Source organism: Paenibacillus sp. 19GGS1-52, assembly GCF_022369515.1.
Taxonomy (GTDB): domain Bacteria; phylum Bacillota; class Bacilli; order Paenibacillales; family Paenibacillaceae; genus Paenibacillus_AQ.
This window is the reverse complement of the sequence record NZ_CP059724.1, coordinates 1,733,368-1,745,504: the sequence shown is the minus strand read 5'-3', so window position 1 is coordinate 1,745,504 and position 12,137 is coordinate 1,733,368. Positions and strand designations below refer to the sequence as shown.

Below are 12,137 nucleotides of genomic sequence, written 5' to 3'. Positions count from 1 at the left end.
AAGCCAGTTTTGCGGAGTGCGTTCAAGGAGCTTATGCTATCAAAACTTTTAGGAGGTTGTACTATGTACTTAATCCGGCGGATGTTCTCTTGGAGAATAGCCAATCCTGTGTTATCCGGTCTATGCCGATCTTTCCTTTGGATGCTGATGGGTGCGCTATTCCTCTCGCTTTTACTCTGGGGCAGCAATTTGAAGGAGCAGGATCTTTCAATGTATACTTATATCGTACACGGCATTGCCGCTGCTTTCGGCGGGCTAACTGCGGGACGCAGAGCCACACGAAAGGGCTGGTACCAGGGATGCCTTACAGGTGCCTTTTATGGTGTTATTGTTCTTTTAATTGGGTTCATGGCACTCGACAATTCTCCTGCTGGTGCTGATCTGCTCTGGGTTATGGCTGCTGCGGCTATTGGAGCACTTGGCGGAATGTTCGGTGTGAATTTACAAAGATCCTAAAAATTTTCAATTAAAAATAATCGAAACCATTCCTTGAAAATATGTTAAAATGTTTTCATTAAACTTTTTTATAAAAAGGATCAGGGAGGCTTCGATTGCTTTGCTTTACCAATCAATGAACCATATTGTTTTGTACACCGTTCTGCTTGTTGTTTTACTGATATGGATTGGATCTCGGCGCAACCCATTATTGGCTGTAGTTGAAATAGGGAAGGAACTCCTATACTCCTATAAATTTTTGCTGCTAATTGTTGGAACATTCGGCGTGCTCGCTTTGAACAAATATGAGCTGCAGATCGAGAACAAAATTAATTACTCCTCCGATTTCACAGCTTTTGTATTTAGATTGGAGGGACATTTTGTCCACAACTTGCAGCAATTATTCTATACTCCATGGCTGACACCAATCATTGTATTCTTTTACATTTTCATGCTACAATCCGTGCTAGCTGCTTCCCTCGGAGTCTACGTGCTGGGTAAGAATCGATTAATGCTGTACGCGACCTGCTACGCAATTATTATCAATTATTCCCTAGCCATTCCGTTCTATCTGTATTTTCCGGTAAACGAAGTGTGGTCTTATATTCCTGCAGGAGTCCGATTTACAATGCTCGATATATTTCCCAGGTTTGAACAGGAATATAGACCACTTTCTGGTCTTAACAACTGTTTCCCTAGTTTGCATACCTCTATTTCGGTTACAATGGCCCTCTTGGCTTACCGTTCAGGCAATCGCCGCTGGATGATCATTACGACCATTTCCGCAACCGTTATTGTATTTGGTATTTTTTATCTGGGCATTCATTGGCTGACCGATATGATAGGCGGAAGTCTACTCGCTGTCTTTGCTACCTCAATGGGGGTTCAGCTAGCCAAGCTGACACTGCGGAGCGGAGAAGAGTCACTTTCTATTCGAAATCGTGCAAAAGCTAATTAAAAAACAGCAAGCTCTCAGACTATTGAGGCTTGCTGTTTTTTAATTTTATGAGCAAAACAGAAGAAAAGGTCTCCACAGCCTAATGGCTTATAGAGACCCTTTTTGCAATACTACCTCTGTAACTACTCTTTGTCTTCTTTTTCTACAATAGAGTGGCTGATTGAACCACGATCAAAAGTAAGCTTGGTCACATCATTGACGCGAAGCACTACAATATCATCGGAAATCTCCAAAATCGTGCCGTGAAGACCACCAATCGTAACTACCTTAGCGCCTTTTGATAAAGATTTTAACATCCCGTTGCGCGCTTTTGTTTTCTTCTGTTGCGGACGAATCAGCAAGAAGTAAAATACCACAAACATAAGTACAAACGGGCCTACTAGACCAAGTATACTACCCCCACCTGAAGCTGCTGCATATTGAAACATATTTCTCCCCCCTTTCAATTGCATTAAAGCACAATCCAGTACCTAGAAGCCTTTAAGATTCTCATATAATCCGTATTGTGCAAAAAACTCATCGCGAAAATCAAGCAGCCGATCTTCCATGATGGCTTTACGCACTTTACGCATCAATTCCAACAGGAAGTACAAATTATGGTATGTTGTCAATCGCAATCCGAAGGTTTCGTCGGCTTTGATTAAATGGCGCAAATAAGCGCGGGAATAATTCCGGCATGTATAACAGTCACATTCCGGATCAAGCGGCCCAAAATCACGGGCATACTGTGCGTTGCGTACAACGAGTCTTCCCTGACTGGTCATCGTCGTTCCATTGCGAGCAATACGGGTAGGCAGAACACAATCAAACATGTCTATTCCCCGAATTGATCCTTCCAGCAGCGCATCCGGAGAACCAACGCCCATTAAATAACGCGGTTTTCCTTGTGGCAACAGCGGAACCGTATAATCCAGCACATCATACATTAGCTGCTTGGACTCTCCGACGCTGAGCCCTCCAATAGCATACCCCGGGAAATCCATGGAAGTCAAATCAGCCGCGCTCTGGCGGCGCAGATCTTCATGCATACCTCCCTGAACGATAGCGAACAAGCCTTGATCCTCAGGACGGGCATGACTTTTCAGGCAACGTTCTGCCCAACGTGATGTGCGCTCAAGCGACTTTTTAACGTAATCATACTCTGCCGGATAAGGAGGGCATTCATCAAATGCCATCATAATATCAGAACCAAGTGCATTCTGAATGTCCATAGCCACTTCTGGAGACAGAAATTTCTTATCTCCGTTTAGATGGGAGCGGAAATGCACACCTTCTTCAGTAATCTTACGCATATCACTAAGCGAGAATACTTGAAATCCACCGCTGTCCGTCAGGATCGGACGATCCCAGTTCATGAACTTGTGCAGTCCTCCGGCATCACGAATAATATCATGGCCCGGACGCAGAAACAGATGATAGGTGTTGCTCAAAATAATATGGGCATCCATCTCTTTCAGCTCTTCGGGGCTCATTGTTTTGACTGTAGCCAGCGTGCCCACAGGCATAAATGCAGGTGTCTCAATGACACCATGAGGAGTATGGACTCTACCGAGTCGGGCTCCGGATTGCTTGCACGTCTTGATGTGCTCATAAGTAATTGCTGCCATAAGTTAACCCATCCTCTTACTTAATAAATAAACATTGCATCGCCAAAGCTAAAAAATCGGTATTTCTGCTCAATCGCTGCTTCATAGGCGGCTAGAATATGCTCCCGACCGGCCAGCGCACTAACCAGCATAACCAATGTAGACTTTGGAAGGTGAAAGTTTGTAATTAGTGCATTGACTACCTGGAAATGGTACCCTGGAAAAATAAAGATATCCGTCCAGCCACTGCATTCAACAAGTGGACCGCCCTGACATTGTCTACCGACCGTCTCTAATGTGCGGCAAGAGGTTGTTCCGACCGCAATGATCCGGCCACCTCTTTCTTTGGTTGCATTTATAATATCAGCTGTTTCCTGTGACAAGACGAAATATTCAGCATGCATCACATGCTCCTCGACCTTCTCAACAGACATCGGACGAAATGTGCCTAGTCCAACATGAAGTGTGAGGTAAGCAATATTTACGCCTTTAGCCGCAATCTGCTCCAGCAGATCATTGGTGAAATGAAGCCCTGCTGTAGGTGCTGCCGCTGATCCCTCATGTCGTGCATAAACGGTCTGATAACGTTCACGATCATCAAGCGTCTCCTTAATATATGGAGGTAATGGCATGCTTCCCAGCCTGTCCAGTATCTCATTAAAAATACCTTCATATATGAAGCGAAGCGTTCGACCTCCCATATCAGCCTCATCCTCAACAACCGCACGAAGCTCATCACTAAAAATAATGACAGCACCAGTCTTGAGCTTCTTTCCAGGCTTTACGAGGGCATCCCAGCGATCTTCCCCCATATTCTTCAATAGAAGCACTTCGGCCTTAGCTCCTGTATCTTCTTTAACTCCGAACAGCCGAGCGGGAATAACTCTTGTATCATTTAGAACAAGAGTATCTCCTGACTGTAATTGATCAATGATATCGGTAAAATGCTGGTGAGCCAACTCCCCGTTCTCCTTGTTAACCAAGAGCAGCCTTGAAGCACTGCGATCAGCGAGCGGAGTTTGTGCAATTAGCTCCTCCGGCAATTGAAAATCATATGCGTCTACATTCATTGTCCGTATTCATTCCTTAACTATAGTAACGTTATGATAATAATGTTGCAATATTTGCTTGTAATCATTCCCATTGTCCGCCATACCCTTCACGCCCCATTGGGACATACCCAGACCATGACCATTTCCTTGACCTATAAACAGGAAGCCTGAAGTGCTGCTGATCACTCTGGCAGTATTAGCTCCGCCCATGACGACAGTTCCACTGCCACCCACGGTCACCATACCCGATGCAGAGAGCACACCTGCATTCTGTGAATTGCTAATTGTTGCAGTAGAGCCGTCAGCGCCTAATACAGTATAACTGCCGGAAGGCACAATATCAAACAATGTACTAGGCAATCCATTGAATGAAGAACGGAATAAATCAGGGTATTTCACCTTGAGAATCTCACCGTTGGCTTTAACCTGAACGGCTCTTCCTGAGGGTCCACGCCCTGTAACCTGTAAACTGAGGATTGAGGAAGGGAGCGAACTGCTTGTCTTGCCCTGCAAGCTCTTCAGCAGCTCTGCCGAAGTATACGGGCCTTTGATCCAGCTATAGCTGCCGGATTCGATCACCTTATCTAGAACGACGGCATTCTCACCGGGATTCAGCTTACCTACCGGACTTACCGTACTGTCAATCACAGGCAGGGGACGAATATTCACATCTTTGGCTGTGGCTGTTACTATAGCTAGACCCGCAGGGGTTTGATTACCCGTTAATTTAACGTTATCTTCACGAGCATAACCGGAGACTCCATTCGCCAGAAGGACATTATACCATTTCTTGGAGGTAGCGGCGGCAGCGATATCTTCTGGGCTTTCCACACTAACAAACATATCTCCACCATTGTTCCATACTTCAGAAGGATCAGCCGTAACACCGCCGCTGTTTGAAGAGAATACAGCCTCCACAATTTTGCCACCGCTCATCAGTACTTCACCAGTGGTAGCATCGACTGCTCTGGTGATCACGGGCGCTTCAGCCCCAATTCCGTTGTATACCTGACTAAGAGTCGTATCGACTACATTTGCCACATCAAACCGATTGCCTTGAGACAACGCGTAGCTGCGTGCGGCTACTGCCTGAGCCTTCAACGCTTCCGCTGGCCAGCCCGAGGATACTTCTCCACCGACAACAGCATACAAATATTGCTCTAGCGGTACCACATTGATTACCGCCAGAGAACCATTCAGACCGCTTAGTTCCAGATTACCGCGGTAGGTTCGCTTTGATCGTTCCACCAGTTGAATTCCGGCTTCATTAGCAACAGCTACAAACTTCGCGTCGTTTCCACTAACAATATAATGAGCAGCTTGAGACTCACTGTTCCAATCAAGCCCTGCGTCCATACGTACTAATAATCCAGGCGTGGTTGCAGCTCCAGCAGAAAGCACAAGCTGTGGTAATGCCGCTGCCAATCCCGTTCGGAAAGTAGCCAAATCACTGTCATTGGCAGCTTCACCGGCCCATACCTCATAACGTGCACTGCCATCGGCCGCAGACAGGAGTACTACCCACGCGTCGAATCCGGCAGCAGTAATACTACTCAGTGTTGCGTTGGCTTCTTGCTGGGTTGAATAACCCCCAGCGGACAAATGCTTATTACCGGTCACCGCCGCTGCTTGCCCTGCGGGAATAAGTCCCGTTTTGCCTACCCGGGTAAGTCCATCCTTCGCGGCATTCTCACTGGCATATACCCCAGTGTACAATTGATATACGGTGGCCCCATTCTTGGTAGCCACGAATAACTGTGGCTTATCAGTGGTGGATTGCAGCTTCTTGGCAGCATCAGCCGCAGCCTGCCAAGTTGAAGACTCCAGCACCTTTACCCTATAACCATCTAGGCTGACACGAATTTTGGTTTGGGCTGGTACAGCTTGCAGTGGAGCGCTACCTGCTTGAATGGAGGCAAGGTTAAAGCTCTGCTCCGATTGCAGAGTCACCAGCGGCACAGTAGATTTATATTTACTGCCAATATCAGCATAAAGTGCGACTCGTATCGTTCCATCAGCATCAGCATGGCTGTCATTCGCAGGGATCAGGAAGCTGCCCATTGCCAGCGCTGCTGCCAGCAATCCTCTGCTGAGCACGCTTGCGCCTCTCCATTTCCAGATTGTATGGTTCATTTCCATCCTCCTAAAAGTTTTGTATAGCATCCGCTTCTCTGAATCACTTCGTACAAAACTACTTCGTAAGCATAAGCCTTGTTTTGTATAGCATCTGCTTCTCTGAATCACTTCGTACAAAACTGCTTCGTAAGCATAAGCCTTGTTTTGTATAGCATCCGCTTCTCTGAATCACTTCGTACAAAACTGCTTCGTAAGCATAAGCCTTGTTTTGTATAGCATCCGCTTCTCTGAATCACTTCGTACAAAACTGCTTCGTAAGCATAAGCCTTGTTTTGTATAGCATCTGCTTCTCTGAATCACTTCGTACAAAACTGCTTCGTAAGCATAAACCTTGTTTTGTATAGCATCTGCTTCTCTGAATCACTTCATTGAGATCTAGTGCTGTTCCGGCGGAGTAATACCTAAATGAAGATACCCGGCTGGTGTTACGATTCTTCCACGTGGAGTGCGCTGCAAGAAACCAATCTGTAGTAGATAGGGTTCATACACATCCTCGATAGTCTGACTCTCTTCACCTATAGTAGCAGCGATCGTATCCAGCCCGACTGGGCCGCCGCGAAAGCCTGTTATCATTGAATGGAGCATCTTGTGATCAATACTATCCAATCCACGCGGGTCTACCTGCAGCAGCTTCAACGCTTCTGAAGTAATCTCAGGAGTGATAATTCCATCACCTCGCACTTGAGCAAAATCACGTACTCGCTTCAACAAGCGGTTCGCTATACGCGGGGTTCCCCTTGCCCGGAGGGCAATCTCTTCGGCAGCGTCTCCGACAATCTGGATGCCCAACAGATCGGCATTGCGGGATACAATATAGCTCAACTCATCCATCGTATAGAATTCCAAGCGGCTGACGACTCCGAAGCGATCGCGCAGCGGTGCTGACAACATCCCAGCACGAGTTGTAGCACCGATCAGTGTAAATGGCGGCAGATCTAACCGCACTGAACGAGCGCTCGGCCCCTTGCCGATCATAATATCAAGAGCAAAGTCCTCCATTGCCGGATACATTACCTCTTCCACAGTCCGATGCAGGCGGTGAATCTCGTCAATGAACAACACATCGCCTTCTTGCAGGTTAGTCAGCAGCGCCGCCAGATCGCCCGGGCGTTCTATGGCTGGACCTGACGTTGTGCGCAGACTTACACCAAGCTCATTGGCGATAATATTTGCCAACGTTGTCTTGCCAAGACCCGGCGGCCCGTACAGCAGCACATGATCAAGTGCTTCGCTTCTCATTTTGGCTGCTTCAATATATATTTTCAGGTTCTCTTTAACCTGGGTCTGTCCGATATATTCAGCCAGATAACGGGGCCGCAGACTCAATTCTACAGCCTGTTCGTCCATCATCAAATTTGCGGATATGATCCGGTCATCCATCTTCCATCGCTCCGTTCTTCCAAGATGCTGTCAGGCTTTATCTGGCTACATACAGCAGCTTCAGCGCTTTCTTCATCAGCACATCAACAGGCCCTATATCTGCCCCTTCTTTCTTCATGTCAAGCCATACACTGTCCAATTCACCTTCGGTATAACCGAGCGCCTTAAGTGCGTCTCTGGCCTCCTGCCAAGGCAGGAGATCCTCATCTTCTTCCACAGGAAGTGCAAATAATCCCGTCTGCATAGATGCCGTCCCAAGCCCGTCCAACTTGTCTTTTAAATCCAGAATCATCCGCTGTGCGGTCTTCTTACCAATCCCAGGCAACTTAATCAAAAAGGTCAGATTCTCCTGATAAATAGCTGAGATCAGTTGATCCGGTGTGCCACCTGTCAGTATGCCAAGTGCAACCCGCGGGCCGATGCCCGTTACTTCAATCAACTTACGGAACAGCTTTTGCTCTTCTCGAGTAGGAAACCCGAACAGCAAGGTAGCATCCTCACGTGTCTGATAATGAATAAATATGGTTACAGGTCCGTTCACCTTGGCAAAAGCATAGGGATTCGGGCAGAATACCCGATAGCCAACACCCTGAACATCCAAAACCACATATTCTGCCTCCAAATGAACAACAGGTCCTCTTAGGAAATCTATCATTTTCGCAATACCTCATTTAATTTGGAATTTAAACTTACAGAGTGGGCATGACATACTGCCACAGCCAGCGCATCGGCCACATCATCCGGCTTGGGAATTACAGATAATTTCAGCAACAGCTTGACCATTTCCTGCACTTGCCGCTTCTCTGCCTTACCATAACCAACAACGGCCTGCTTCACCTGCATCGGGGTATATTCTGATACCGGCAGTCCACGCTGTACAGCAGCCAAGATGAGTACTCCGCGCGCCTGGGCAACCGGCAAAGCCGTAGTTACATTGCGGCTGAAGAACAGCTTCTCCACTGCAACTGCATCTGGTTTATATTTATCAATCAGCTGAACCATACCCTCATAGACATGCAGCAGACGTTCTTCTTCAAGCGTATGTGCCTCCGTCTGTATACAACCATATTGCACAGGCGTCAATTTATTGCCTTCCTTATCCACAAAGCCAAAGCCGACGATGGCCAGCCCCGGGTCTATTCCCAAAATACGCAAAACTATCTCTCCTCTATTTCAGGCAGGAATTTCCACCGTATTCATCCAGTAACCCATTCGAAAGCGAACATATGTATTCCTTTCAACTATTATAGCAAAAAACCTCCTCAGGGAGAGTAAAAGTTTACCGTATATGCAGAAAAGAGAACTTAAGACCCAAAAAATAGCCCCACAAAGTGGAGCTTTGACTTCGAAGCCTAACCAAGTCCTTTGCGGGGGGCCCCCAAATATATAAATCCTTATAAAAGACAAAAGAAACGGCTCCGCCGTCCTTGGTAAAGGAGACGCCCGTTTCCCGAAAAAATATAAAAGTAGTGTGCGTGTTCGATATTGACTATACATTTATTGCATTAGTGTGGAATGATATCCTTCAACCCGCTGAGAAAGCGGCTGGAGGCATAACAGATCTCACCATTGATCATTTTGATTTCACGGTTCTTAATATCCACTTCAGCAATGTTGTCCTTGTTGACTACATAGGAGTTGTGACAGCGATAGAAGCGGGCATCGGCAGCCAGAATATCTTTTAATTTCCCATAGAACTCCACCTGGCGGTTTCTAGCATGCAGAATCACCTTATGCAACTGCGGCGACGTTTCAAAGAAAAGAATGTCATTATAGTCGACACTAATAACTTTATCACCGGATTTGGTTTGGAATTTCTTGATGTTGCTATGCTTGTTCTGCAAATAACGCTGGCTAGCCGTATCGATACATTCGATTACGCGCTTCTGAATATCCGTAAACTTATCCTTTGTAATATAATCCATGGCTTCAACCTTGTAAGTGAATGTTAAATAAGTCAATTCCGAGTGTGTCGTGACAAATACGATGGCTCCCTGGCTGTCATATTGACGGATTTCTGCCCCGAGAGCAATTCCGCTCTTCTCCTCCTGCAAGTCCACATCCAGAAAGTACAGACCTGTTACCCGGTTATTCTGTAAATATTCAATAATATCCTTAGAGACGCCTGTGGAGATCACCAGCTTCATGTCCAGGTTCTCCATCATGATATAATTTTCTATGTACGAGTTCAGTCGTTTCCTTTGCTCAGGGTCATCCTCGCAAACAAATATTTCCAGCATTAAACATCCTCCTGTCTAGTACACTTCCAGCTCCTGCACAAACTGCCCATCCTTTTTATAAGTATCCAGAGTAACACCAGCGCATTGCGCCACGATTTCCCGCAGATTGCTTAATCCTAAGCCCCGCCCATTCCCTTTGGTAGAGAAGCCCTTCTCAAAGATTAGGTGCAGTTCCGGTCCTTCCGGGCGGCAGCTGTTGGCTACGGCGATCAGAACTCCTTTGGATCGATTGACCAGCGCGACCCGCAGTGTGGGCTGCTCACATTGACCTGCTTCCTCGATTGCATTATCCAGAATAATTCCCAAACAGCGGCAGAGCTTGATCGAATCCATATTGACCACATCAATCGGCTCTACCGCCTCGACAACAGCATCAATATGAAGCTCCTGCGCGCGGATCAGTTTCGAGGATAAAATACCCTTCAGTTCCTGTAATTTCACATTTTGCAGCGTTCCCAGCTTGTAGTTGTTGCTCTGCATCCCTTCACTGATCGGCAGAATCTTACTCTCGAAATAAGTACTGAGGCTCTTCATATCATCATTTCGTATATATTCCGACATCGACAGCAAAATGTTAATGTAATCATGGCGGAATTTCTGCATGTCCGTGTACAGCTCTTCCAGATTATCCGTATACTCCTGGAGACGCTCGTATTGTACTTGCTTACTCTTCATTGTAGTCTCTTTCATAACAATTCGCGTCAATACTATAAATACACCGATTAACAGTATAAAGTAAAAAAGAAACAGTAGGCTATTCGCCTGAATATTCTCGTTCGTAAACCCTTGCTGCTTCCCGATCAAGATATTGGCGTAAAAGATAACCATCGTGCTTACACAAAGTACCGTAAACAGAATACCGTATCTTCGAAAAAACATATCATAAGCCTGAAATTTAACAAAAAGATAATGAGCAGCAAAACTAAAGAGAAAAGCAATAAGGGAATATTCTAACAGATAAAGACCATAGCTTATTAGGTCGCTTGTAATAACTTCAAGTGATGAATCAAATAATCTAATATTCACAACACTTGTTATGTAATCACTAAGCACAGAAATGATTAGAGCAATAACGGGGATAAGGATACTCAAAAAAATGTTTTTCAATTTCAAATACGACATAATAATGCAAAAGGCCAATACGATTGTTATGCTTATTACTCCGATCTTTAGATACAGAGGGTAACCAATGGCACAGGCTCCTAGAATCATCAGTAATGCATATGACATATTCCATCTATTGTGATACAAAATATGTATAGACAAGACAAGCGTAATCATTTGAACCAAAATTGACATCATTTCTAACATTCAGTTATCTCCTATGCCCATAGTTTCCATTACTAGTACTAGTATCAAATCGAATGCATCGTCTGGATTATCATGTACATTTATGCACTAATGGTTAGATTTTCCTGTCGGTATTATTGTAAATCAAAAACCACAATCTAGTAAAGATGAATATGCAAAAAAACCTCCCTAAAGAGGAAGGCTCAACATAATATTCTTAATCTCAATTGATTACTGATATTTTTTTAATAACTCTTGAGGGATCTTAGGCTCATGTAAAAATGTTACACAGCATCTCTCCAAAGCTACATCCCCGCTCTTGATCGCCATATTACCGATGGATCTGGATACCCCGTCTTTAATCCCGTCAAACATTCTTTGCTTCATAGTTTTCATAATTATTATAGCTCCTTTTCAATAGTTTATAAGTGATAGGCAATACCATAATGACCTGACTCAGTACTCCAAGCATAAGCAGACTTTTAACGACGGGACTAGGACAAACCAAAGCGATAAGAACAATAATCAGACAGGCGGTTACAGTTATTCGTCTAAGCTTCTCTCTTCTTTCCTTACCTAGCAGTGGGAACTTGTCGGTGTCTGCCGGTGCATACCGGTAGAGTAGAGCTGTGAAGAGAATACCTAAGATTACTACTTTATAGTTATCAAGCATTATGTAGTTTTGGCTAAGGAACGGTATACCTATGAATAGAGCCAAGCTGAGTATGCTGCAAATTATGCTATTATTCGCGTGCAGTCCAAAGGCCGTGCGGCGGATAGCGAAGTAGGCACCGTGCATAATCAAAGTCTGCCACATCAGATGAAAGGTGAGCGCCACTCCGTAGACCAATCCTATTTTCGCCAGATTAATCAACAACATTTCAAGGCCCAGCTTCATCTTCAAGTAATCAATGTATTCTCCATCACGCTCCTTATTCATTCTTTCGGCCATTGTACTAGCAAGCGATTCGGTAAAACTCATGTTTACTGTCTGTTCAACCTTCATCTTGTTCACCTCTCTTGTCCTTAATATTAGACGTTTTTTATAAGCATGATCGTT

The 12,137-nt window shown here is 45.2% G+C and carries 13 protein-coding genes; 2 read left to right on the top strand and 11 right to left on the bottom strand.

Annotated features, from left to right (window positions below):
• The first annotated feature begins 63 nt into the window (after nt 1-63).
• Both H1230_RS08160 and H1230_RS08155 read left to right on the top strand, forming a co-directional pair.
• Nucleotides 64-456, top strand: coding sequence for a TIGR04086 family membrane protein (locus H1230_RS08160; RefSeq protein WP_239715009.1), 393 nt, complete (start codon nt 64-66; stop codon nt 454-456).
• 100 nt (nt 457-556) lie between these two features.
• On the top strand, nt 557-1,393 hold the full coding sequence (locus H1230_RS08155; protein ID WP_239715008.1) for a phosphatase PAP2 family protein: 837 nt from the start codon (nt 557-559) through the stop codon (nt 1,391-1,393).
• 122 nt (nt 1,394-1,515) lie between these two features.
• On the opposite strand, the gene yajC is transcribed toward H1230_RS08155, so the two are convergent.
• From yajC to H1230_RS08100, 11 genes are all read right to left on the bottom strand, one after another.
• Nucleotides 1,516-1,821 carry a preprotein translocase subunit YajC gene (gene yajC, locus H1230_RS08150; RefSeq protein ID WP_239715007.1) on the bottom strand — a complete coding sequence of 102 codons (306 nt, stop codon included), beginning with the start codon at nt 1,819-1,821 and terminating at the stop codon, nt 1,516-1,518.
• A 42-nt stretch (nt 1,822-1,863) separates the two neighbouring features.
• On the bottom strand, nt 1,864-3,000 hold the full coding sequence (gene tgt, locus H1230_RS08145; RefSeq protein WP_239715006.1) for a tRNA guanosine(34) transglycosylase Tgt: 1,137 nt from the start codon (nt 2,998-3,000) through the stop codon (nt 1,864-1,866).
• Between the two features lie 20 nt (nt 3,001-3,020).
• The gene (gene queA, locus H1230_RS08140) at nt 3,021-4,049 is read right to left on the bottom strand and encodes a tRNA preQ1(34) S-adenosylmethionine ribosyltransferase-isomerase QueA (RefSeq protein ID WP_239715005.1); all 1,029 of its coding nucleotides are present in this window, start codon (nt 4,047-4,049) and stop codon (nt 3,021-3,023) included.
• Nucleotides 4,050-4,058: 9 nt separating this feature from the next.
• Complete coding sequence (locus H1230_RS08135; RefSeq protein WP_239715004.1) at nt 4,059-6,170, bottom strand: SpoIID/LytB domain-containing protein; 2,112 nt, start codon at nt 6,168-6,170, stop codon at nt 4,059-4,061.
• Nucleotides 6,171-6,542: 372 nt separating this feature from the next.
• Nucleotides 6,543-7,547, bottom strand: a complete 1,005-nt coding sequence (gene ruvB, locus H1230_RS08130) for a Holliday junction branch migration DNA helicase RuvB (protein ID WP_239715003.1) — start codon at nt 7,545-7,547, stop codon at nt 6,543-6,545.
• 37 nt (nt 7,548-7,584) lie between these two features.
• A complete protein-coding gene (ruvA, locus tag H1230_RS08125; RefSeq protein ID WP_239715002.1) occupies nt 7,585-8,202 on the bottom strand; it encodes a Holliday junction branch migration protein RuvA in 618 nt (205 codons plus the stop codon).
• Nucleotides 8,199-8,702: a crossover junction endodeoxyribonuclease RuvC gene (ruvC, locus tag H1230_RS08120; RefSeq protein WP_239715001.1), complete on the bottom strand. Its 504-nt coding sequence runs from the start codon at nt 8,700-8,702 to the stop codon at nt 8,199-8,201. The genes ruvA and ruvC overlap by 4 nt, the downstream gene beginning before the upstream one ends.
• Nucleotides 8,703-9,052: 350 nt before the next feature.
• Complete coding sequence (locus tag H1230_RS08115; protein ID WP_239715000.1) at nt 9,053-9,787, bottom strand: LytR/AlgR family response regulator transcription factor; 735 nt, start codon at nt 9,785-9,787, stop codon at nt 9,053-9,055.
• Nucleotides 9,788-9,802: 15 nt separating this feature from the next.
• Complete coding sequence (locus tag H1230_RS08110; protein WP_239714999.1) at nt 9,803-11,098, bottom strand: sensor histidine kinase; 1,296 nt, start codon at nt 11,096-11,098, stop codon at nt 9,803-9,805.
• Nucleotides 11,099-11,308: 210 nt separating this feature from the next.
• Nucleotides 11,309-11,473 (bottom strand): cyclic lactone autoinducer peptide, encoded by a 165-nt coding sequence (locus H1230_RS08105; protein ID WP_239714998.1) that lies wholly within the window; start codon nt 11,471-11,473, stop codon nt 11,309-11,311.
• Nucleotides 11,445-12,083, bottom strand: coding sequence for an accessory gene regulator B family protein (locus H1230_RS08100; RefSeq protein ID WP_239714997.1), 639 nt, complete (start codon nt 12,081-12,083; stop codon nt 11,445-11,447). Before H1230_RS08100 ends, H1230_RS08105 begins: the two co-directional genes overlap by 29 nt.
• Between the last annotated feature and the right edge of the window lie 54 nt (nt 12,084-12,137).

Excerpts from the sequence above, each read along its gene's own strand:
- H1230_RS08160 (WP_239715009.1), top strand. The coding sequence starts at position 64 with ATGTACTTAATCCGGCGGATGTTCTCTTGGAGAATAGCCAATCCTGTG.
- yajC (WP_239715007.1), bottom strand. The coding sequence starts at position 1,821 with ATGTTTCAATATGCAGCAGCTTCAGGTGGGGGTAGTATACTTGGTCTA.
- tgt (WP_239715006.1), bottom strand. The coding sequence starts at position 3,000 with ATGGCAGCAATTACTTATGAGCACATCAAGACGTGCAAGCAATCCGGA.
- queA (WP_239715005.1), bottom strand. The coding sequence starts at position 4,049 with ATGAATGTAGACGCATATGATTTTCAATTGCCGGAGGAGCTAATTGCA.
- H1230_RS08135 (WP_239715004.1), bottom strand. The coding sequence starts at position 6,170 with ATGGAAATGAACCATACAATCTGGAAATGGAGAGGCGCAAGCGTGCTC.
- ruvB (WP_239715003.1), bottom strand. The coding sequence starts at position 7,547 with ATGGATGACCGGATCATATCCGCAAATTTGATGATGGACGAACAGGCT.
- ruvA (WP_239715002.1), bottom strand. The coding sequence starts at position 8,202 with ATGATAGATTTCCTAAGAGGACCTGTTGTTCATTTGGAGGCAGAATAT.
- H1230_RS08115 (WP_239715000.1), bottom strand. The coding sequence starts at position 9,787 with ATGCTGGAAATATTTGTTTGCGAGGATGACCCTGAGCAAAGGAAACGA.
- H1230_RS08110 (WP_239714999.1), bottom strand. The coding sequence starts at position 11,098 with ATGTTAGAAATGATGTCAATTTTGGTTCAAATGATTACGCTTGTCTTG.
- H1230_RS08105 (WP_239714998.1), bottom strand. The coding sequence starts at position 11,473 with ATGAAAACTATGAAGCAAAGAATGTTTGACGGGATTAAAGACGGGGTA.
- H1230_RS08100 (WP_239714997.1), bottom strand. The coding sequence starts at position 12,083 with ATGAAGGTTGAACAGACAGTAAACATGAGTTTTACCGAATCGCTTGCT.